This is a genomic window from Cupriavidus sp. DF5525, from assembly GCF_040149425.2.
Taxonomy (GTDB): Bacteria; Pseudomonadota; Gammaproteobacteria; order Burkholderiales; family Burkholderiaceae; genus Cupriavidus; species Cupriavidus pickettii_A.
The window spans coordinates 2888386-2909818 of record NZ_CP168265.1 but is presented as its reverse complement, the minus strand read 5'-3'; the positions used below and the strand labels follow the sequence as shown (position 1 = coordinate 2909818).

At 63.1% G+C, this 21433-nt stretch carries 17 protein-coding genes and 1 pseudogene; 9 read left to right on the top strand and 9 right to left on the bottom strand.

Annotated elements, in window-relative coordinates:
* The first annotated feature begins 808 nt into the window (after positions 1–808).
* The 5 genes and pseudogenes from ABNX08_RS13650 to ABNX08_RS13630 all read left to right on the top strand — a co-directional run bounded on the left by ABNX08_RS13650 (position 809) and on the right by ABNX08_RS13630 (position 3051).
* Positions 809–1024, top strand: a complete 216-nt coding sequence (locus tag ABNX08_RS13650; RefSeq protein ID WP_349608991.1) for an XRE family transcriptional regulator — start codon at positions 809–811, stop codon at positions 1022–1024.
* Between the two features lie 258 nt (positions 1025–1282).
* A complete protein-coding gene (locus ABNX08_RS13645) occupies positions 1283–1504 on the top strand; it encodes a hypothetical protein (protein ID WP_349608993.1) in 222 nt (73 codons plus the stop codon).
* A gap of 134 nt (positions 1505–1638) precedes the next feature.
* The gene (locus ABNX08_RS13640) at positions 1639–2148 is read left to right on the top strand and encodes a hypothetical protein (RefSeq protein ID WP_349608995.1); all 510 of its coding nucleotides are present in this window, start codon (positions 1639–1641) and stop codon (positions 2146–2148) included.
* 197 nt (positions 2149–2345) lie between these two features.
* Positions 2346–2679: pseudogene (locus ABNX08_RS13635) on the top strand (ATP-binding protein); the annotation flags it as partial.
* Between the two features lie 111 nt (positions 2680–2790).
* Positions 2791–3051: a transposase DNA-binding-containing protein gene (locus ABNX08_RS13630; RefSeq protein ID WP_367576178.1), complete on the top strand. Its 261-nt coding sequence runs from the start codon at positions 2791–2793 to the stop codon at positions 3049–3051.
* Between the two features lie 262 nt (positions 3052–3313).
* Here ABNX08_RS13630 and ABNX08_RS13625 read toward each other — a convergent pair whose 3' ends face one another.
* The 8 genes from ABNX08_RS13625 to ABNX08_RS13590 form a co-directional block, all read right to left on the bottom strand.
* On the bottom strand, positions 3314–4195 hold the full coding sequence (locus ABNX08_RS13625; RefSeq protein WP_349608997.1) for a hypothetical protein: 882 nt from the start codon (positions 4193–4195) through the stop codon (positions 3314–3316).
* The gene (locus tag ABNX08_RS13620; protein ID WP_349608999.1) at positions 4173–6914 is read right to left on the bottom strand and encodes a chromosome partitioning protein ParA; all 2742 of its coding nucleotides are present in this window, start codon (positions 6912–6914) and stop codon (positions 4173–4175) included. Before ABNX08_RS13620 ends, ABNX08_RS13625 begins: the two co-directional genes overlap by 23 nt.
* Complete coding sequence (locus ABNX08_RS13615; protein ID WP_349609000.1) at positions 6911–7480, bottom strand: hypothetical protein; 570 nt, start codon at positions 7478–7480, stop codon at positions 6911–6913. Before ABNX08_RS13615 ends, ABNX08_RS13620 begins: the two co-directional genes overlap by 4 nt.
* Positions 7464–8687, bottom strand: a complete 1224-nt coding sequence (locus ABNX08_RS13610) for a hypothetical protein (RefSeq protein WP_349609002.1) — start codon at positions 8685–8687, stop codon at positions 7464–7466. Before ABNX08_RS13610 ends, ABNX08_RS13615 begins: the two co-directional genes overlap by 17 nt.
* Positions 8688–8744: 57 nt before the next feature.
* Positions 8745–9326: a hypothetical protein gene (locus ABNX08_RS13605; protein ID WP_349609004.1), complete on the bottom strand. Its 582-nt coding sequence runs from the start codon at positions 9324–9326 to the stop codon at positions 8745–8747.
* An 82-nt stretch (positions 9327–9408) separates the two neighbouring features.
* Positions 9409–10092, bottom strand: a complete 684-nt coding sequence (locus tag ABNX08_RS13600; RefSeq protein WP_349609006.1) for a hypothetical protein — start codon at positions 10090–10092, stop codon at positions 9409–9411.
* On the bottom strand, positions 10089–10586 hold the full coding sequence (locus ABNX08_RS13595) for a hypothetical protein (protein WP_349609008.1): 498 nt from the start codon (positions 10584–10586) through the stop codon (positions 10089–10091). Before ABNX08_RS13595 ends, ABNX08_RS13600 begins: the two co-directional genes overlap by 4 nt.
* Positions 10587–10631: 45 nt before the next feature.
* Positions 10632–11780 (bottom strand): ADP-ribosylglycohydrolase family protein, encoded by a 1149-nt coding sequence (locus ABNX08_RS13590; protein ID WP_349609010.1) that lies wholly within the window; start codon positions 11778–11780, stop codon positions 10632–10634.
* A gap of 168 nt (positions 11781–11948) precedes the next feature.
* Here ABNX08_RS13590 and ABNX08_RS13585 point away from each other — a divergent pair, with 168 nt between their 5' ends.
* The 4 genes from ABNX08_RS13585 (at position 11949) to ABNX08_RS13570 (ending at position 19407) form a co-directional block, all read left to right on the top strand.
* The gene (locus ABNX08_RS13585) at positions 11949–12866 is read left to right on the top strand and encodes a WYL domain-containing protein (protein ID WP_349609012.1); all 918 of its coding nucleotides are present in this window, start codon (positions 11949–11951) and stop codon (positions 12864–12866) included.
* A gap of 157 nt (positions 12867–13023) precedes the next feature.
* Positions 13024–15561, top strand: a complete 2538-nt coding sequence (locus ABNX08_RS13580; protein ID WP_349609014.1) for a PD-(D/E)XK nuclease family protein — start codon at positions 13024–13026, stop codon at positions 15559–15561.
* A 2-nt stretch (positions 15562–15563) separates the two neighbouring features.
* Positions 15564–18755: a UvrD-helicase domain-containing protein gene (locus ABNX08_RS13575; protein WP_349609016.1), complete on the top strand. Its 3192-nt coding sequence runs from the start codon at positions 15564–15566 to the stop codon at positions 18753–18755.
* 31 nt (positions 18756–18786) lie between these two features.
* A complete protein-coding gene (locus ABNX08_RS13570) occupies positions 18787–19407 on the top strand; it encodes a hypothetical protein (RefSeq protein ID WP_349609017.1) in 621 nt (206 codons plus the stop codon).
* Positions 19408–19423: 16 nt separating this feature from the next.
* Here ABNX08_RS13570 and ABNX08_RS13565 read toward each other — a convergent pair whose 3' ends face one another.
* Complete coding sequence (locus tag ABNX08_RS13565) at positions 19424–21067, bottom strand: ATP-binding domain-containing protein (RefSeq protein ID WP_349609019.1); 1644 nt, start codon at positions 21065–21067, stop codon at positions 19424–19426.
* Between the last annotated feature and the right edge of the window lie 366 nt (positions 21068–21433).

Sequence of the window (21433 nt, the reverse complement as noted above, 5' to 3'; positions counted from 1 at the left end):
ATAACTATCGGCCGTGCTGACCGGGCGCGGATTAACGATGGCACAACTCCCTACTAACGATGGCACAGCACGACGAGTTTTTCAGGGGAATGGCGCTCTTTTTTGTGCTTCACGAGAGACATATGCTGCCGCAAGATCTAGGTGGGCGCACATTGTCGGAAATCGACGGAAAACACTGACCTGGCGGCCGGATCTTGCGTGGGCCTGGCCACGGCGTACCATGGAGAGCATCACTTAAGCGGGAGCGCGGCTTGAAGACTTTCTGGATCGGCCTGGGGGCGCGGCATGCGGACCACGGTGGAAGGCTACTGAGCGCCGACGGTGGCGCTGTGGGCGGCCAAGAGGAGTGACGTCTATGGTCGGCGAGATTTTTGTCGTCCTGCTAACGGCTTGCCTTGTCGGCTTTAGCCTGTATGTGACGAGGCGCCCGCCGGACAAGCCAGACTGGTCGGACTGTGACCCGGATCGGCCAAAGGAGGACGCTTGACCCACGACTGAACTGATCGCCATCCTCGTCGTTGGTGGCTTCTACGGCGTTTTCGCGTGGATGGCGAGCCGGCCGATGCGTCGGCCGGAGTGGTCCGGCTGCGCCCCGGATCGGGCAAAGGAGAATGCAAAAAGACTGAGACGGAGGACTTGGCCATTTTGCAAGGCAGCGAGGATTTGTTGCCGTTGCTGAAGAGCGCACGGCAAACTATCACGGCCTTCGCTGGCGCCGCACCTGAGGTCCAAGGCTCGCTCCAGCATTGTGCTCCCCCGAGCCATCCAGACTGGCGGGACTGCGGACCCGATCGACAGGAGCACTAATATGAACGTGTACGCGGAGCTGCGATTTCCGGACGCTGGGGCGATGCGGGCCAAGGCGGACGTGGCCATGACGATCGCCGCTGCCCTTGAGCGCCGCGGCTGGACTGCCCGGGATGCCGCCAAGCTGCTGAGCCGGCCCGACCTGCCGCGCATCCTGCGCGGGCATTTTCGTGACGTCCGCGAGGCGGACCTGCGGGAGATTGCAGGGAGTCTTTGACCATGGATGACCTGGGTGGCCTCCTGATCGTCGGCGCATTGGTGGTCACGTTTTCGGGCCACCTGCCTGTGGTTGTATGCGCACCGCCAGCGTTGTCCGCCGTCGTCGGACTGCGGCCCCGGAGTAAGGAGTGCCATCGACCGGGGTTTTCCATGGCGGGCGCTTTTCCACCCGTTGGCTGGGTGTTCACCCAACAAGTGGTTGAATTCAGCCTGTTATGACTAGCATGACTCGCGGCATTGACCGCGTAGGAGTCCCATGACTGCCTCCCGCAAGGCCAGCTTGAGGAGCGAGGTCGCCGATGAGACGGCCAGGATCGAAGTGGCCATTGCGGGCCTTCGGCAGGCGCTGATAGGGCATTTGGCCGAGCTGGAGCGGCAGATCGCGGTGCAACGCGTTTGTCTCTGGTGGGCCATTGGCGTGACGTCGGCCGCCATTGCCGGCCTCATGGGCGTCATCGCCTGTTTCACGATGCGCTGAGATGGCCCGCGAGGTCTTTGCCCGGGGTTATACCGGCTGGCGTAGCCAGCACCATCCCGACGGCTACGAAATAGCTGCTAAGGCAGCCTGACGAGGTTGCGCCGACTTCGAAAATTTTCTCTCCGTAGGAAACTATGCGCGATTACAGCCAGCAGCTCGTGGCCACTTATGCGCTCCTCACCAAGCTGCGCGACGCGCAGGCGCAGGGCGACCGTGCTCGCCTGGTCAGCTTGGCCGAGGCGGTCGACTGGGCGATCGTCGCCGACGAGTTTGAGACCGTCGCCGCCCGCACCCGCAGCGAGATTCAGGAGCGCGCCACGCGCATCCTGGCCGGACTGGTGGCGCTGCCGCTGGCCTATGAAGTCGCGGTCGAGCTGCGCCTCCAATTTGAGCTGCTGGCCGGTGCCCTAGAGGCGTCGCCGTCGCTGCGCGATCGCGTGGAACCGGACCTGCAGGTCGCCTGGCAGGCCGTCCGTCGGCGGGATGCGGCGCTGCCCGACGCGAGTCCGTGGCCGACCTTGGTCGCGCTGCGCCAGGCGCTCGACGCGGCGCTGACGACCGGCGGTCTGGCACCCACCGAGGATCCGCCACACTACGAGGCGATGGTCGACGATGAAAATCCGCCGCCTCCGCACGCGCCGTAACTGGCCAGGTCTGCTGGCGCGGGGCCGACTGCTGATGTCGGCCGATCCCGAGCGAGGTCTCCAGATCGCCCAACCGTGGCCGGGGGAAGGACCATGCTAATGCAAGCCGCGCAATCGTATCTGCAAGTGCGCCGTGCCTGTGGGTTCGAACTCAGGACACAGGGCAAGCTATTGTGCAGTTTCGCCACTTACTCCGACGCTATCTGCGCATGCCGATGTTCAGCGAGGAGATGGCCATCGTCCATGGCAGCGGGCGCTTCGGGAAGCTGCTGACCCAATGGGCCAAAACCGACATTCTGGTGCTGGACGACTTTGCGATGACGCCCCTTGCCGACCAGGCACGCCGTGATCGGCACGGCTCGCGCTCGACCATCGTTACCCGTCGACAACTGGCATGCCGCGATCGGCGATCCTACTCTGGCTGATTCCATCCTTGACCGGCTGTTCCGCAACGCCCATCGCCTCTCGCTGGACGGAGAATCAATGCGCAAGAATCAAAATGGATTGACCGACAAACACGACTCGGAGTAAGAACGCACAGCCCTGCATCACCACGTTCGAAGCTGGTCGGCTTCATGTGGAATCAGTGGTCGGCTTCGCGCGGAACGGCTGGTCGGATTCCGTCGAATTCGCAGCGGATGCTTGAAGGCAAGGTCCGCGGGTTGGGGGCACGAAGCGTTGGAGGGACAGGACTTGGGGGATGCGAGGCGCAATGAACGAGCGAAGACACTGGTGACACGGTTTGCTGCGAACCCAACGGCCAGCATTCCTGTCGCGTGCAATGGCTGGGCCGGGGCCATGGGCGCTATTGATTTCTCGAGAATGATAAGATCGATTGGTGAGGCATTCCGCAGCCCCACTGGCAGCGCACGGAAGAGCGCAAGGGCGGCGTCAACGCACTGACGGCCAGCCTCCGCCGGATGCGGCAGCGCAAAGCGAGCAGGAAGCCATCTGGTACCAGGCTATCGTCCAACAGATCAAGGCCCTCCAACCTGATGCGACGCCACGGAAGAGTCGCCGAACAGGTGCATGACATCATGTTCCTGGCCGTCGGGCAGCGAACTGGCCGGCCAGCGCGCCGTGGCGGTGCACAGCCTGGAAGAGTAGTCAGCGAAGCTCCACGGACCTGATTCCATGGGCGCCGAAGGTGCAGAAGTGGGTTATGTCATGACCAGGAAGGCATGCAGCCAACGCGGTTGTCTACAAGAAGTGCCTCGTTTTCCATCCCGCCCCCGATTCCCTGAATCAGGCGGAGCATCCGCTGGACATACGGGTCTTGCGACTGCTGCAGTCGGCGTACAAGTCCCGCTTGGTCTTGAAGGAGTTCCGGCTTCGAGAATCGATCAAACAGAGCCTCAAGGTTGTCTGGCACGTAGGGTATGACACGGTCCCCAAGCCGCGCTCGGGCCCGCAGGTACTCGTCCAAACCAACCGGATCGTAGTCGCCGCAATGCAGGATATCGGCGACTTCAGCGTCTCCCGCCCACCTCAACAACCGCTCCGACGCTCGACCGCGGTAATAGACGACGACGCCGACTCCAAGCGAACGCCAATCGAAGCGCATGAAGACCTCAGGGCCCTCCGCCAAGGCAATTCGCCCGGCGAGCCGCGGCGTTGGAATCATACCTAGCACGACCGACACGCATCCCAGAATTTGGGTTTGACGGCAGGCATCGACCGGTAAGCCGTCCAGCGTCAGGGCGGCATCATCAAATACCCTTATATGGACCAACTCGAAATCCAAGCCGCCATCCGCCTTGCTGTCCCGGAACTGTGCCAGCGCTGCAGTCCTTGAGCCAAGCGCCGTTGACGTCAGATACAGTCCAGACGGATAGCGGTTGTCGGCGAAGACCTTAACGAGATCCGGCTTCAGGCACGTGAGCGCCTTGCCCCGTCCGCGCGTTTCCATGCGGACCGCGCCAATGTCGGTTAGCGGAAGCAGCGCCCTGGTGAGTGAGGTCGACAACCTGCTCGCCGGCACCGCCTCGCCGCTCAGCAACTCGTGGAGAATGCGCGCCAAGGCGTCAAGCGGCTGCGGCGAACTCATCGGGCGCCTCCCTGCGGCGAATACGGTTTTTGGGCTCGATCACCGCACGACCTGCCTTGGCCCAGCGGACGTAATAAAGGGTTTCCGCCACAGCCACCGCCATCGTGCTGGCTAAGACCGGAATGAAGCCAAGCTTCAAAGCCGTTTTCGCGAGACCCTTCAGGTTCGTCTCATCCACCATGTTGCATTCGTCGATGTAGAACGGGATCGAATACCGGCGATCCCGCTTCATCATGTCACGCATGAGACACATGTTGACCAGCGCCTTGATCATCATGGTCGTGCCGGTGGATTCGATAGCGTCGAGCTTTGGGAACGTCTTACTCGAGCCATCCTGATACTCGACCTTGAACTCGACGCCGAACAGCTCTGTGAGGGTCACCTTTGCATTGGCGCCGCGGATAAGCTTGCTGACTTCCTCGATTGCTCGCTTCGTGTCTTCCTCACGGTCAAATAGTCCGCCCGTGTTGAACAGCGATCGGTAGCTGCGGATACGGTCGACATTCTCAACGATCTCCATACTGACGGATTTCAAGTTGGAAACCTGGACGCCGCTGAGCCGACGGTTGAACTCAACTACCTTGGTCTTCAGGCGGCTGACATCATCGAGCAGGTCGCGAATCGACGCCTTAATGGATACCACTAGTCCATCCCACATCGAATCGTATGCCGCGCGTCGCTCGGGCAGAGATTCCACCATCTCAATGGCGGACTGCGCCTTTTGCTCGGGCGCCGATCCGGCTAGGCCGTCTTGCATCGCCGTTTCGATGTTCGCGATCTGCGACGCCAGCTTCTCGGTCAATGACCGCTCGGCGGCGCACGCGGCGACGTACCGTGCGGTCATATCGGCGTAGGGGATACCCAGATACTGATCATCGTCGCCGGCGTCCTCCCAGTCATCCAGGGGGCGTTCGAAATTGTCTCGAGCCAGCTTGGCCATTCTCTCTGCGATTTCCCGATGCTGCGTTTGCGCCTGGGCGAACTGTAAGCTCAGGCGGTCGCGTTCCGCGCTAATGGCGGTCTGCTCAGCGATCAGCGTTTCGCTCTTGGCTTGCAACTCGGCTTCTTCTTTCAGCTTGGCGGGTCGGCCGGCGAGCAGATTGCGGTAAGCCTCGAACGCTTCGAGGTTGTTTTTCCGTTCATCACGTTCGCGTTGACGCTCCTGGATTTCCGCTTTCACTTGAGCGCGGGCCAAGGCATCGTCCAGATTGCGCATCCGAGTTTCGATTTTGGCTTCCATCTCCTCTATCTGGCGCCCAAGCTGGGCGACGTCAGGCAGTACGCCCTTCGGGCCACCGACTACGGACATCGGGAACGATACACCGTGCCCATCGAAGCGTTTCTCGTCAGAGTCAATCAGACGATCGACGTGATTCAGGGCGTCGATAAGCGCGTCGGCGTCGGTTACTGAGATCCCCTCCTCACCGTCGACTTCCCGTTCAAGTAGCTTGGGGTTGAGGACGCGAAAGACGTCGCGTACTTGATTCTCGCCCACCAGGCCGACGATGTAGGAACCGAAGAGCTTGTCGTGGCGGTCGCGCAGCCGGACTAGCTCCGCTAGTTCCGCCCGCATATGCGTGATGTCGCGCTGAATGTCCTCAACCGAGTCTCCGGCGCCATAATACTTTGCCTGGAGCGCTTCGAGGTCCGCGATCGCGTTCTGAAGCTTGGTTTCCTCCAGTTCAATCACGTAACCCTGGAAGCGGTCTTGAAGCGCATTAAAGGCCGTGGTGTCCGCCTCTAGATTGGCGATCTGAATCCCGATCTTTACCAGTTTGTCCGTGCTCTCCTGAAATTTTGCATTCAGCTTACGTTGGGACGACTCGAAGCCGCCCAACACGTCGTCGGTCGCAAGCTTGGCCTCGTTGAGGCGAAGATCCTCGGCTTGCCGGGCGGCCATCAGGACCCGATGCATGGGCTTGAGAGCCAGTCGGGCCCGCTTCTGTTCGTCCAGCGCCTTGCGAAGGGCGGGGATGCGCGTCTCGACCAGTTCTTGCTGCTGAATTGCACGGCCCTCCCGTTCGACCCGCGCGAAGGCCGACTCATGCTCTTTTTGCAGGTCGATCGTCGGCTTCGTGAATTCTCGCCGGTAGACTTCCACGAGGGTTTGCTTTATTGCCTCCTGCTCCATCTTGTTCAGCTTGAGCAGGTTGCGGAAAAGGTGCACGAAGCGCTCATTCGCGGTGCCGTCCCGGAGCGGGATGATGCCCAAATTGAGAAGGCGGTCGTCCCAGGTACCGGTGAGGGTGGCGCGCAGGTCTTTGGGCTCGAGCAACCGGAAATGCTTGCGCGAGGCCATGATGTCTGCCTTGACGGCATCGAATTCTCGCGCGATCTCGTTTTCGTCAACGAACATCGAGCGCTCGAACCGCCCAGGGAATGCGAAGCGCTCGAACTTGTAGCTGCCGATCGCGCCCAGCCCGTGCATCCCTACTGTCACATAACTCTGAGTTTCTGCTGAGAAGCACTCGAAGAGTATGTAGGAGGTGGGGTGCTTGAAATAGTACCGGCGTGTATCCTCCAGTGTGTGGCCGTCGAAGCGCATGTCGCTCTGGTCCGGCACAAAAAGGAACTGGACGGCCGAGATGATCGACGTCTTGCCGACGTTGTTGCGCCCGACCAAGTGTACCGAGCCGCGGAAATCGACTTCGGCATAGTCATAGTTGCCCGAACGGATGAAGACCATCCGCTCGCAGCCGGGGATCGGGACGTGATTCAAGCGATTGCTCCTTCTTGTTCTTCGTCGTCATTCTCAATGACGGGCATTGTCGCCACCTCGGCTGACTTCTTGCCGAGTGCCAGGCAGACCTTTAGGATACGGCGGGTAGGGGCGAGGAATTGGATCTTCTCGTCGTATAAACGAAGGAAGCCCGCACCGTCCATGCGTTGGATGATCCGCCGTAGGTTATCCGCGTCATCTCCGCCGGCTTGGCGCATGTAGCCGCGGTACCGGTCAGACTGGAGGTGCGGCAACTCTTCCAACGGGCGCACCGTGCCGAATAGGCCGATCTCGATTGACGTATCGTTGTCGCTGAGCCAGTCGACCATGATAAACGTGAAGAGTGCAAACTCGCTCACGGTCCGGTTCAAGCCGTTCCGAGTGCCATTAAAGTAAAAGAAGCCCTGTGGGTCATCGACGAGCTCATAGCCTAGGGCGTCGAAAACGGCCCGGTAGCGGTCGGTTTCTTGAGTCAGCGAGTTGAAGACCTCGCCATCCAGGCTGCTGATATGGCGGCCTTTCGACAGGAGTCGGAAAGACTCTTCCAATTTAGGCGGCAGTTGCAAGCTCAATCCCCAGTGGATAGTAGGTATACGTGACGCCTCGAAAGACAGACTCCGTCTCAGCGTCAGCATGGGAAGTTGAAAGTGACTCGTCTGCGGCGATATCAACGAACGCGCACAGGAGTTCCGATTCCGGCTGCTCCGAGTAGCCCTGGAAGAGCCATGCCAGAATGTCCGGCACCGGTGCGTCTTCCTTGAGGCGTTCGATCACGTCTTCAAGATGCAGCAGATCGGGCGAGCGCTCGATGCCGGCCGTTGCCAGTGAGATCAATGGCGTCGGCTCTTCGGCTGAGTGAGCTTGAACGCCGTGCAGGTAGTCCTCGATGCCGTAGTCATTAAAAAGGTTCTCAGCCCTGAACGAGGGTGCGGCCAGGTGCGTTGCGATATCCCATGCATCGAGCCCCTTGCGAGCGACGACCTCGAGCATTGTCGCGGCTGCAGCGGCCAGCTCGTGGTCTTGACGCAGGGCGTTGTAAAGTGGCAGGACCTCGTTGTAGGATTCATAAAAGAGGTCGCGGGCTTCGCGCTTGAGTTGCAAAACATGGGCGCGCAGACGCGAAATTGGCGTTGGCCCACCGCCAACGTCAATGAGCGGCTCCGCCTGGCGAATCAGGCCAAGAAGGCGATCCAGTAGTCGCGCCAGCATACCGTCCACATCCACCAAGTCTTGCATTGGGAGCACGTGGCGTTCGTATAGGCGCTTGATGAACTCATAGCGTTCGCGCAGCGATCTGTTGTCCTCTCGAATCTTGATCCGGGTGACCTCAGAGACGACTGCGCCATGGTGTTCAGAGGAAAAGCGCTGGGCGCGCTGAATTGAATTGATTAGACGCAGGGCGGATTGCCGGAGCAGATTGACGTCCCGGGTCAGAGTCAGCCGGCCAAAGTCCGCAATCTCGCTCTCCATGTCTAAGAGAAGGCCGCGCAGCTCACCTGGCGCAAGCAGACGCTGACGCTTGGCAAGGTGCAAAATGAAGTCAGTTACTGCAGGTGGAATCTCCCATTCGCCGTCAGCCTCCGGGGAGGGGGCCAACAGCCCATTGGCCGACAATAGTGTCACCACCTCCAAAGCGCCCCGGGGGTGGTCGGGTATCACGATCTTAAGAGTGTCGTGTAAGGAGCTCAATGAGACGCCATGGCCACGATGGGCCAAGACCTCCAGGACTCCGAAATACTCCCCGGCTAGTAGTAGTGTCTTTTTCGGGTTCATTGTTTGCTTTTTTGGCCTGGCGCTCGCAGCGCGCAATGCGTAGACCAGATCCTATAGCTAGCCTTTTACGACTCCCAGCGCTTTCAATGCATGTGCCACTGCGGGCAAAAGCTTCCAGCGCCAATGCGCTTCATCCTCTGCGGAGCCTGCCGAGGCTGCTGAGCGAACCGACCCACCGTCATCGGCGAGAGCAAAGGTGTAGATAAGACTACCGTCATTGCGCGTCGGCAGAGCGACCGGATGCTGCTCAAACAGTGCCTTGCCAACGTTTCCATACTGAATATTGGCTGCACTGTATGAGCTATAGCCTGCCGCATCGGCCAATTGTGTTGCTGTGAGGGTCTGGTCCGGTGCGTAAAAGTGTGCCTGCAACATCCGGATTTGTGCCGTGGTGAGCCCGGGTAGGATTGTCTCAAACGCACGTTTGTAAGCCGCGAACCCGACCTCGCCGCTAATCTCTGCCGGCCCGAGTGCGGCGTCAATGGCCTGTTTTGCCGCCGCGATGGCGCCGTCGATAGTATCGGACAATACCTTGTGAACGGGCTTCCCGCCGTACCATGCCCAGCATTGCGCCCCCGTCGAGGTCGCTCTCGCGACGAGTTGGTAACCTCGATACAAAGGCATTTTCTCGTCTTTCATTTTTGTCCTTCTCTATCGTGTCAGTGAAGGTGCCTCGATTCTTCAAGCGTGGCGTATTCTTCGAAATGATGGTTGGGCGGATTCAGGGCAGGGGGCGGCGGTGCTCCAGGCCAGCCGACTGCTTCGTAGTTGCCGGCCTCCGAGTAGTGCCGGCTGATAAGTCAATATGACCTCTTCGATGACGCCGCTCATCGGCTATTGCTCTCGGTCGAGCGGAAGGTTCTGTCCTCGTGACGACGAACTGGCCGATCTTGTCGTCGCGCACGCACACGTAGCCGTAGCGGCGTCGCTCGATTCCCCAATTGTCGGTTCGGTTGGCTGCGAAGGACCAGATGGTGTCTCGGGGGTGGACCTCGTTGCTAAAGGTCCCCCATCTCTCGTGCAGGTGGCCAAATGGCACGGCCGGCACTGCGCCGAGGGGATCATCGACGAGTTCGCACTGTTCGATTTCGTCGATAGTGGTTTGCGCGATCAGGTCGCGTCGTGCGACAGAAAACGGTTCCTCTATTGCCCTGGCGGCGGTGTCTGCCTTGGGCAAAGTCTTGTCCTTGACCATCCATAGAGCGATGACCGGCCACGAGACGATGATGAACGCGCATCCCAATGCGGGTAGTAGCGCATCGTCCACGATATCGAATTTGCCTTGTGATCTCGGCAAGGCCGGGTGATCTCGCGTTGCGGCATTACGTTTGGATAGGGTGTTGATTGTGCGTACGGTCAGCAAAAAGCAGGCGCCTAACCCAAGATATGCCACGAGATAGATCACTGAGTGTCCTCTTGGTTGGCTTTGCTTGGGCCAAGCATAGTCATGGCGCCGATGCTGTAACCGCTGGAGCCGTTCGAGTTCGCCGCTATGCCATTATGTTGAACGGTTGCCGCTGTTACGACGCCCTTCTCGAAATCAATGAGGAGATCCCGCTCGTATTCGCTCGCGTAGGTCGCATGGACGTAGTTGAGCAACCCGTCTTGCGGCACGCGGATTCTCCCGTCGAACCAATGGGCAAAGACGCGATGTGGATAGTCCGGGAACAGCGTCGTCAGAGACACGTGTTCGTCGTCCTCGGTGGTGCCGTCCAGTCCAATCAGGTACAGGCGCTCGTTGACGATTTCCCACGTGCCAACGTAACCGCGCCAGAGCGCAGTGCACTCCGCACGGAATGCCGGGCAGTTGCCGGAAAGTGTGAAGTATTGATTGAGCGGCTCGCTGCACATCGCGAGTTTCTCATCCATATAGAGGGTCTCGGGGATCTGGGCCGTCATGGGGTGCCGGTTTTGGGGGAGACGATGGTGCCGAAGCGTTCGCACTCAGTAGCCTGGGTACTTCTCCTGGATGCTCCTGTTCGCAAGGTCGTTATCCAGGTCCCAATCTGGAAAATCGAGCAGATCGTTCGCCAATTCCTCGATCACATCCCGCAATTCAAGTTGCGCTAGCCATTGCGGTGGAATGGCGTCGACGCCGTGCATGGCGCCAAGCAGGTTGCCGGTGATCGAGCCGGTCGAATCCGAATCGCCATCGTGATTGACGGCGAGGATCACGCCCTCGCGGAAATCCTTCGCGACCAAGGCGCAGTAAACGGAAATCGCCAGTGCCTCCTCGGCTATCCATCCTTCGCCTAGTTGCCATATGGCGTCGGCCTGAGCCGTCGCATTGGCGGCCAGCGATTCGGCCAGTTCGATGGCGGCGAGCGTTTCCTCGTGGTGAGCGCAGGTTTGCAGGCAGGCTTTGGCGCTGGCGAGTGCGTCCAGCAGGCTGGCGCCTTCAACGAGCAAGAGGATCAGGACGGCAAGCACGCCGCCGGGCAGGGTTCCCGTCGGATGGCCGTGCGTGAGGCTGGAAAGATCGGTGCCGAGTCTAAAGACCTGCATCGGCGCGGTGCGCTGCCCGAGGCGCGAGCCAAAGAGACCGACGGGCGCGACGCGCATCACGCCCCCGCAACCCTTACTATCGTTGCGGGCGGGCGCGCCAAGGGTGGTCATCGCCTGCAGGGCCGACAGGCAGGTGTTGCCCGGCGCCCGCCGGCTGTGCACTGCCTCCTGCCTGAACAGCCAGCCTGGCTGCTCGCCACCGAACTCGAGTTCGTGGCGCGATGCCAGGCCCTGCGTGCGCAGCCACCGCAAGTACGCGTGTGCGGTGACACTGGGATAGGTCGTGATCCCTTTCAGGCAGCCCCTGACCCACCCGCGCAACAGTCCTTCCGCCGTGAACAGGGTCATCTGCGTGTCGTCAGTGATCCTGCCGAGGCCGCCATACGCGGGCGCGTAGTCGGTAAGGCCCGCCGGGCCGAAGCGGCGCAGGATGGCCTCTCGCGTCATGAATTCGACCGGTGCCCCGAGTGCATCGCCGACGGCCCCGCCGAGCAGGCATCCGTGGAAGCGCTTGCGCATCATGTCACGGGCGGCCTGGCCGCTAGGATCTGAGATATCGGAGAGGGCACTGCGAGGGCTGTTCGGCATGGGCAAATTGTCCTGACAGGTTGGTTGAGGTGACCGATGTGGCGCTTCCTTCCACTTCTTCACACAGTTCTTGCTTCCGCTTGCCCAAGAAGATATCATCAAAATGATGATGATGAGAAGCTGAAGATGATTATATTTCGGCGAACCCCCACTTCCGCAGGGAGCAAGATGGCAGTCAAGACCAGCGCAGTGCCCACGTCGGACGTTGAGGCCCTGAGCTACGCACAGCGCGAGCGGCTCGCCTATCTAGAGTTCCGCTTGTACTTCTTTGGCGAGGCAAGTCGGCCCGACCTCTACGCGCGCTTCGGGGTCGCGCCTGCCGGGGCGACGCGGGATTTCGCGCTCTACCGGGAGCTGGCGCCGGCGAACATCGTCTTTCACGGCAGCAGCAAGACGTACCGGATCGGCGTGGATTTCTCCCCGATATTCGAGCACGACACACGGCGCGTGCTGTCCTCGCTTACCCAAGGGTTTGGCGCGGGCGTGGAAGGCGTGGCCGGGCCGATGCTTCCGTGCGAGTCGCCCGCCACGCTTAGCGCCCCGCGTCTGGACGTGCTGGCTGCGGTCTGCCGGGCCATTCACGCCGGACGGCCGCTGGCGATTCGCTACCACGCGATGTCGAGCGGCGCGTCGGAGCGCGTGATCGTGCCATTCGCGCTGGTGGATACCGGGTTGCGCTGGCACGCCCGGGCGTTCGATCGCAAGTCCGGCGAGTTCCGGGATTTCGTGCTCACGCGCATTGAGTCGCTGCGGCAGTTGAACGATGACGCCAAGCCGGGGGAGCGCGCGGAAGCCGACATCCAGTGGACAAGGGTCATCGAACTGGATCTCGTGCCGCATCCGCGCCTGCAGAGGCCCGAGATCATCCGCATGGACTACGGCATGACGAGCGACGTGCTGCGCGTGAAAGCGCGGGCAGCCGTGGCCGGCTACATGTTGCTGCGCTGGAGCGTCGATTGCTCGCCGGACCATACGCTGGAAGGCGAGCAATACCGGTTGTGGCTGCGCGATCCGCTTGCCTTGTACGGCGCGAGCAGCGCCATGCTGGCGCCGGGTTATGCACCGCCGGTGACAACAAAGGGCTGAGGGCACAGCCCGGGACGGGAAGACAATCCAACAACGGGGCAAGGCAGGAACAGGGGGTACAAGAGTGCAGAAGATCAGATTTGGCTTGGCGCTGGACGGGCAGCGTGGCTGGCATGTGCGCAATGCGCTTGGCGAGTCGACCGTCGGTCCATTGGGGATGCTGGCGCTGCTGGAAATGCAACTGGGTCTGGTGCGCATGACGCCGTCCCATTCGGAGCGCGTCGTGCAGATGCGTGCATGCTTGGCACAGGCCTGCAATGGCCAGCGCTTCTACGAGCGCAGCTTTGCCATCGATGAACTGGGCACGGCGGCGCGGCTGCTGGCATGGCGCGACCAATGGTACGAGCACGGCTGGGATGGCAGGATTCCGGCTGGCGCTCCCGAGCGCCTGCGCGACCTGGCGGACGTGGAAGAACTCGCGCGTGAGCAGGTGGCGCCGGGCGCGGGCCAGAGGCTCGCGGATGTATCGGCGGCGCTGGTGGCACGCACGCCGCAGATCGCATCCGTGCTCCTGCTCGACGCGCCGTCCGAATTTCCCTTGGGCTGGCGCCGCGTGCTGGAGCAATTGCCGATCACGGTCGCCGAACCCGCGCTTGCTCGGGCCACGCCGGGTACGGTGCTGGCAGCATTGCAAGAGAGCCTGATCACTTCGCTGTCGGGGCAGGTGCCGGCGCCCGTGGTTTGGCGCGATGACGGCTCCGTGCGGATTGTGCGCGCCGAAACCCAGTTGGCCGGCGCGCATTGGCTGGCGCACCGCATCCGCCTGAGCGGCGCCGACGTGGCGGTGGTGGCAGAGCGCGACGGTTCGCTGCTCGACGCGTCGCTGGACGCCCTAGACCTGCCCAGGCTTGGACTGTCTGATCGCAGCCCCTATCGTCCCCCGCTGCAATTGCTGCCGCTGGCGTTGCGGCTGATGTGGGCGCCGCTCGATTTCCATGCCTTGCTACAGTTCCTGTCGCACACGGTGCAGCCACTGCCTAGCTTCGCGCGGCGGCGCATCGCCGAGAAGATGGCCGATGCGCCGGGCATCGGTGGCCAGCGCTGGGCGGCATTGCTCAAAGAGATCGACGGCCACTACGGCGATGAAGCCGGGGCCGTGCGGCAGGAGATCGCCTACTGGATCGACCATCTACGCTTCGCGCCCGCGGACGGCGCGCCGCTCGCCACGATCTATGAGCGTGTGGCGCGGCTGGCCGAGTATTTCCGCAAGCGGCTGACCGACCCGGACGACGCCCGGCGCGCTGGCTGGCTGGCCGGGCATGAGCAGGCCACGGCTGTGTTGCAGGCGTTGCAGGGCCTCCTGGATCAGGGCGTACAGGCCATCCGGCCGGAAGCGCTGGACAAGCTGGTGGCGCAGGCCACGTCGCGCGGCACGTCGAATCCGTTGCTGCAGGCGCAAGCCGGCGCACAGGCCTGCGTGACCGATCCCGCCGCAATGATCGAACCGTTCGACGACGTGATGTGGTGGCATCTGGCTGCCGTCCCGCTGGTGCCGCCGTATCCGTGGTCGCCCGGCGAACTGGCTATCTTGCGCCAAGCCGGCATTGACCTCCCCGACACCACGACACTGCTGGCGAGCCAGGCCAGGGGATGGCTGCAGCCCATCCTGCGCGCCGGGCAACGCCTGACACTGGTCCTTCCGAGGGCGGGAGAGGAAGCGCATCCGGTCTGGCTGCTGCTGTCCGGCATCCTCGCCGGCGCGCCGGTCGGATCGGTCGAGGCCGCGCTGACGGATCCGACCGTTGCCGGCGAAACCTCCACGGTCCCGCACCGGCCGTTGCCGGCGCGGGACCGCTGGTGGCAGTTGCCGGCCGGCGTCACGCTGCCGTGGCCAGAGAGCATGTCGTTCACCAGTCTGGAGCAGTTGATCTTCAATCCGTACCAGTGGGTACTAAACTATCCGGCCCGCCTGCGTCCGTCCATGCTACTGAGCCTGCCGAACGACTTCCGGCTACTCGGCAATCTCGCGCATTGCGTCGTCGAGCGGCTCTATCTCGAAGCCGGCAGCGCGCAGTGGTCGCACGAGCAGGTCATGCAATGGTTCGACACGCATCTGGATGCGATTGTTGCGGAGGAGGGCGCCGTGCTGCTGATGCCCGGCAAGCGTGCCGAGATGGAGTCGTTCCGCATGCGCTTCCGGGCCTCGCTTGGCCAGTTGCACAGCCATCTGCGCGGTTGCGGGCTGACGTCCATCGCGCCGGAGGCGGCGCTGGCGGGCGATACCCCGCTCGGCCATCTGCGTGGCAGCAGCGACCTGCTGCTGAATCTGGCGTCGGGCAGGCAGGCCGTCATCGACATGAAATGGGCGGGAGACAAAAAGTATCGCGAGAAGCTTGTACACCAGAAGCATCTCCAGTTAGCGATCTACGCGAAACTGGTCGCGCAGGAAAGCGGCCGTTGGCCGCACGTGGCCTACTACATCCTGAGCAGGGGCGAACTGCTGACCACCAGCGCCGAAGTGTTCCCGGGCGTGCGCGCGGTAGACGCGCCGGAGGGGAGCACCGCGCTGCTCTGGCAGCGTCTGCTTGACACCTGGCGCTGGCGCAAGGGGCAGATCGACGCGGGTGCGATCGAGCTCGTGTTCGACGGGCTTGCACCGACGGATGCATCCACGCCGCCTGTGGCCGAGCTGCCGATCGAGCCGCTCGATCCCCGCTACAACGACTTCATTCACCTGGCCGGCTGGGAGGACTGAGCATGGCAGCATCTATTCGCTTCATCAGTGCCGGCGCCGGCAGCGGCAAGACGTACACGCTGACCGAGATCCTTCATCGCGAGCTGTCCGAAGGGCGCGTGCAGCCCGGCGGCGTGCTGGCGACGACCTTCACGACGAAGGCCGCCACCGAACTGCGGGAGCGGGTGCGCTCGCACCTGATCCGCCAGAACGCCTATGCACTGGCCAACGCCATGGGGCAGGCGCGAATCGGCACGGTCAACAGCGTGTGCGGTGGCCTGCTGCAGCGCTTTGCCTTTGAAGCCGGCATGCCGGTCGAACAGCGCGTGCTCGACGAGGCGCGGTCCGCGCAACTGCTGCGCGAGGCGATCGACACGGTCATGGAGCGCGAGGCGCTTGCGGAATTATTGGCCGTAGCCCGGCGGTTGTGCCTGGACGAGGTTGCCCGTGGGGACGGCGAAGCGCCGTGGCGCAAGGCGTTGCGGGCCATCGTCGACCAGGCGCGTGCCAACGGCATCGACGCGGAGACCCTGCGCGGCTTCGGGGAGAGGAACGCACGGAGCCTGCTGGCGCACTTCCCCGCCGCCACGACGGATGACCTCGACGGTCAACTGCACTCGGCCATCGTGTCGGTGCTCCCGGTGCTCCGGGAAGCGATCGAGGTGAAGGCGAAAAAGGTCACGCAGGAGTACCTGCACATGTGCGAAGTCTGCCTACGCGACATGGAGCACGGCCGCCTGACCTGGGCGCAATGGAACCGGGTGGCCAGCAAGGCGCCGGAGGCCGGCCTCAAGCCGGCCGTGCAGCCGGTGGCCGACGCGGCTGCCCGCCATGCGGCCCATCCGCGGCTGCACGCGGACCTGCGCGACTATCTGTGCCGCTTGTTCGGCCTCGCTGCCGACGCCCTGCAGGCCTATGACGACCTGAAGTTGCAACTTGGCGCGATCGATTTCACCGACCAGGAACGCAAGCTGCTCGACGTGCTCGATGTCCCGTTCGTCGCCGGGACGCTGGCGGAAGAACTCGATCTGCTGATGGTCGACGAATTCCAGGACACTAGCCCGATCCAGCTTGCGCTGTTCCTCAAGCTGGCCGGCCTGGCCAGGCAGGTGGTCTGGGTGGGCGACGTAAAGCAGGCGATCTACGGCTTTCGCGGCAGCGACACGGCGCTGATGAAGGCCGTCCTTGCCGCACTGCCCGAACTGGGAGGTACGCGGGACGTGCTGCCGAAGTCGTGGCGCTCGCGGCCGTCGCTGGTGGAACTCGTCAACCAGGTGTTCGCCAACGGATTCGACGGCCTGGTGCCGCAGGACGTCGTTCTGACGCCCACGCGCGACGAACTGGGCGGCACGCCCGCCGTGATCGACTGGATACTGCACGGGGACAACAAGCCCGAGAGGGCCGAAGCGCTGGCGTCCGGCATCGCCAGGCTGATCACCGATGGCACGCCGGTGGTCGACCGTGAGACGAAGGCGGTCCGTCCGGTCTGCCTTTCGGATATCGCCATCCTGCTGCGCTCGAACGAGGGCGTCCAGGAGGTTGCCGCAACGCTGCGGCGTCGCGGCATCGCCAGTTCGACCGCGCAACCCGGGCTGCTGGCGCAGCCGGAGTTGGTCCTGGCGCTGGCCTGCTTGCGCCGCCTGAACGATCCCCACGACACGCTGGCGACTGCCGAAATCTTGTCGCTGGCCGATTGCGCCGGTCCGGAGCAATGGATGGCCGACCGACTGGCTTGGATCGACAGCGGCGCGCCGCCCGCGCAGTGGCAGGAGGGAACGCCGGCCGGCGCGGCGCCGCATCCGATCCTTGCAGTGCTGACGGAATTGCGCGCACAGAGTTCGCTGCTGGCGCCGCGAGAGGCGGTCGAACTCGTGCTGACCCGCTGCGGCATCGTGCGCCGGGTCGTGCAATGGCAACAGGACACCGACCGGGCGAGGCTGCGCGTGGCGAATGTCGACCGGCTGGTGGAACTGGCCAGCGAGTACGAGGACGAGTGCCACACGAGCCGCGAGGCAGCCACGCTGTCCGGCTTCCTGCTGTGGCTGCAGGACCTTGCCGCAGCCAGCCTCGACACGTTGTCCCAGCCGGGCGTGGATGCGGTCAGCGTAATGACCCATCACGGCGCCAAGGGGCTGGAGTGGCCGGTCGTGGTGCTGTGCGATCTCGCGAGCGACATTAAGGGTCGGCTGTGGAACACCGTGCAGGCGGAATCGCCGTCAGGCTTCGACGTGCACCAACCGTTGCTCGATCGCGTGTTGCGCTACTGGCCGTGGCCGTTCGGTGCGCAGAAGAAGGTGGCGGTGGCGGACGTCGTCGAGGCGTCGTCGACCGGCATGGCCGCCAGCCACGAGGCCGACGAGGAGCACAAGCGCCTTCTCTACGTGAGCATGACGCGCGCCCGCGACGCGCTGGTGCTGGCGCGGGAGGAAAAGAACCCAGTGGGTGAATGGATGGGCACCATGCAGCTCGACAGCTACCTGCCGGCGGCAGACATCGGAACGCTTGCGCTGGCCAATGGCGGCACCGTCCCGTTCCGTCGCGACCGGCTTCACGCCGAGTCCGCCGACCTGCCGCACGAGGCGCTCGGGCAAGACCTCGCTTGGTTCGTCCAGCCGTCGCTGATCAGGTCGCGGCTGCCGTTGACGGTCAGCCCGTCGGCCTCCGCCGAGCTGGCAGCGACGGTCGTGGAGACCGTTCGGATTGGCACGCGCATTGATACGAGCGACATCGCGGAACGGGGCATCCTGGGCGACGCGATCCATGCCTGCCTGGCAGCCGATCTCGCCTGCCCGGAGCAACCGGTCAGCGTCGAGGCGGTACAGGCCGCACTCGAGCGAATGGGGGTTGCCCGCCCGGCGCTCGCCGCGCCGCTGCAAGGCCAACTGGGCGCGATCCGTCAGTGGCTGCAGGCTCGCTGGCCGGGCATGGCGGCCGTCGTGGAATTGCCGATGACCCGATCGCTCGACAACGGCCAGCGAGTGACAGGCCGCAGCGACCTGCTGATACGGACGCCGACCGGCTGGATTCTCCTCGATCACAAGTCGACCCCGGCGGCTAGCGCCCAGTGGGCGGCCCTGGCGTCCACCCATGCCGGCCAGCTTGCCGCCTACAAGGAGGTGATCGAGGCTGCCAGCGGCTTGCCGGTGGAAGAGGTGTGGCTGGTGTTGCCGGTGGCCGGCGCGGCGCTGCGGGTCGAGTTGCGGGTCGCGGCCTGAAGTAGATGGAAACCTGCAATCGAGGAGAGAGATGCCGCTACCCAACGGTGTGACACCCGCCGGCAGGATCGAAGCCATCTGCCCGGCCGCAGCCTGGATGGGCAATCGCGGCATTCTGCACGATGACACGGGCAGGATCGTTCGCCCCTGGTCGCGCAAGGCCTGGATTACGTGCCAGCTATCGTTCAAGGGGCGCAACCGGCAGCCGCTGATGCGGCCGGGCCAATATACGGAGCTGTTCTTTGAGGACGAGGCAACTGCCCTGGCCGCGGGACACCGGCCATGCGGAGAGTGCCGGCGCGACGACTATGCGGTATTCAAGCGGGCATGGTCAGCCGGAAACGGGAAGGACGCGGCAACGCCAATTGGCGAGATCGACCAGTTCCTGCACGAGGAACGCACGGGCGACGACAGCAGCGGGGCGCACTGGCAGGCTGCGCAGGAGAGCCTCCCTGCCGGCGTGATGGTGGAGGTGAACGGGGCCGCCTGCCTGTGGAACGGCAGCCGGCTGCTCAGGTGGACGGCACGCGGCTATGCAACGCCGGACAACCTCGGTCGCCCTTCCGGCCTGGTCCGGCTCATCACGCCGCCGTCAGTGGTGCGGGCCATCGCGGCGGGCTACGCGGTCAGGCTGCTGCCGTCGTGCTTATGATCGGGGCAAGGCGGGCTCAGCCTGCCCCCTCCATCCGCTCCAGCAGGGCCCCGGCGGCGCGATCTGACAGGACGAGAACCAGCTTCATCGTGGCGCGGGTGGCACCCACGAACAGCTTGCGTAGCTCGCGCTCGTCCAGCATTTCGAAGTCGATTTCGGCGAGTATGACGGCGGGCGCCGACTGCCCCTTGAAGCGGTAGACCGATTCCGCTAGCACGTCGCCCTCGGAGAAGAGCGGCTGTCCGGCATCGTCGTATTCCCCGGTGAACGTGCGGAGCGAATGTGGTCCTAGCTGGTTGAAGCACAGCAGTCCGGAGCTTTCGCGCCCGCGGTAACTGAGCAATACGACTTCTGACTTGCGGAAGCCGTCGGCATAGCATCGCTTGATCCCGTCTTTGACCGTCTCCCGCATGTCCGCCGGGTCCTGGTATGTCAGGAAGTCGACTTCCCACGTGGAGATCGGCGCGCGGGCCTCAATATCAGTGCCATTCTCGAGCAGTGATTGCAGGAAGCGGACGACCGGACGCGGACTGCGGAAGTTGCTCTTCGCGTGCAGCCTGATCCAGCCGGGCAAGTCGGCAGGCGGGTGCCCATAGAGATTCTGGATCGGGTCTTCCAGCCAGATCACACGTGAGCCAGGCCGGGCATGGCGTAGCACGAGGTCGCGCCAGTCCGGCGCAAAGTCCTGGCCTTCGTCGACAATCACGGTGTCAAACTGGAATTCCTGCGGGATGGCGAGCGAGGCGACGTCGCAGACGAGTCGGGTGAACGCGTCCGCCTGGGTGAAGTCCGGGATGCTGCCTGCATGGCGCAGCATCTGGTCGCACAGCATATGGAACGTACATGCCAGCCCACCGGCAGGCGCGATCCGGCCGAAGTGGTCTGCCAATGGGCGGTTGAAGCAGACGTAGAGCGGTCTTTTGCCTTGTCTGATGGCATCGGTGTATTCGGCGAGCGCCAGTTGCGTCTTGCCCGATCCCGCCGTACCGGTCACGCGCAGACGGAACGGCTCCATCTCCAGTTGGCGTGCCCAATGCGCCAGTCCGCCGGCTACCCGCGTGACCATGGTCTTTGCCCGACCCACCAGGGCGCTGACGTCAACTTCGAGGTGGATCATGTCCCGAAGGAAGCGATGGACGCGCTCGGCAGTGGGATCGTCCTCTCCCGGTGGCAGGAACTTCTGGATGAGCGCGCCCAGTTGATCGCGGCGCTTGGCATCGACAATGCGCTCCGGGGAGAGGCCTGCAGTTAGCGGATTCCGGACGACGTAGTCAGGGCAGTACAGAAGGTATTCGATGGCGACGAACTGGTCGTTCAGGGCGCGCGCGAGCTTTGACCGCAGGCTATCCACCGTGCGCCCCATCTGCACGGACACGACCTTGGCCTTGTTCGCATAGTTCTTGACCAGTCCGTCTTCGGTCTCGGAGAGGAAGCCGCTCTTCTGCTCGATGACCAAGATCTGGGCGGCGCGGTTGACGATGACGAAGTCGATCTCGCCGTAGATCGCGTGGGATCGCTCGATGTTGGTCCAGTGGACCGAGTGGTAGACGGCATAGTCGTCGGACAGACACTCGGCGAGAACGCCGAGCGTCTCCAACTCACGTTGCTGGGGGCCGGCATCCTGCACCACTTCCCAGCCGTCGGGGACGATCTTGGCCACGGTAACGCGCTCCTTTTGGTGACAACGCTGATTCGTGCTTCTACAGGTGGCACCCGCTACCAGCGGGCCGCAGGGGCAGATTGTAAGTATTTCGTTGTGGTCGACATATATTGGCGATTTCGGGTTGCGTGCATCTCATTAACGCAGTCGTATGCCTACCCGCACTTCTAGTGGGAGGCTGTGTCCGGCGATTTAGGGGGGGGCTCCATACGCTTACGTATGTAAGTTGACCCGCCAGCGTCGCAGATAAATAATTTGTCAAATTATTATCTCATGGATAAGAGGACTGCTGGCGGTGTCAGTAGACACTGAGATTTTAAGGCGGTTGGGTACGATTTAACCGGGAGGTAATGAGATTGTTGCGCG

Coding starts and splice junctions, on each gene's coding strand:
- ABNX08_RS13650 (WP_349608991.1), top strand. CDS start 809: ATGAACGTGTACGCGGAGCTGCGATTTCCGGACGCTGGGGCGATGCGG.
- ABNX08_RS13595 (WP_349609008.1), bottom strand. CDS start 10,586: ATGACGGCCCAGATCCCCGAGACCCTCTATATGGATGAGAAACTCGCG.
- ABNX08_RS13605 (WP_349609004.1), bottom strand. CDS start 9,326: ATGAAAGACGAGAAAATGCCTTTGTATCGAGGTTACCAACTCGTCGCG.
- ABNX08_RS13645 (WP_349608993.1), top strand. CDS start 1,283: ATGACTGCCTCCCGCAAGGCCAGCTTGAGGAGCGAGGTCGCCGATGAG.
- ABNX08_RS13590 (WP_349609010.1), bottom strand. CDS start 11,780: ATGCCGAACAGCCCTCGCAGTGCCCTCTCCGATATCTCAGATCCTAGC.
- ABNX08_RS13580 (WP_349609014.1), top strand. CDS start 13,024: ATGCTGGCGCTGCTGGAAATGCAACTGGGTCTGGTGCGCATGACGCCG.
- ABNX08_RS13640 (WP_349608995.1), top strand. CDS start 1,639: ATGCGCGATTACAGCCAGCAGCTCGTGGCCACTTATGCGCTCCTCACC.
- ABNX08_RS13625 (WP_349608997.1), bottom strand. CDS start 4,195: ATGAGTTCGCCGCAGCCGCTTGACGCCTTGGCGCGCATTCTCCACGAG.
- ABNX08_RS13575 (WP_349609016.1), top strand. CDS start 15,564: ATGGCAGCATCTATTCGCTTCATCAGTGCCGGCGCCGGCAGCGGCAAG.
- ABNX08_RS13585 (WP_349609012.1), top strand. CDS start 11,949: ATGGCAGTCAAGACCAGCGCAGTGCCCACGTCGGACGTTGAGGCCCTG.
- ABNX08_RS13610 (WP_349609002.1), bottom strand. CDS start 8,687: ATGAACCCGAAAAAGACACTACTACTAGCCGGGGAGTATTTCGGAGTC.
- ABNX08_RS13570 (WP_349609017.1), top strand. CDS start 18,787: ATGCCGCTACCCAACGGTGTGACACCCGCCGGCAGGATCGAAGCCATC.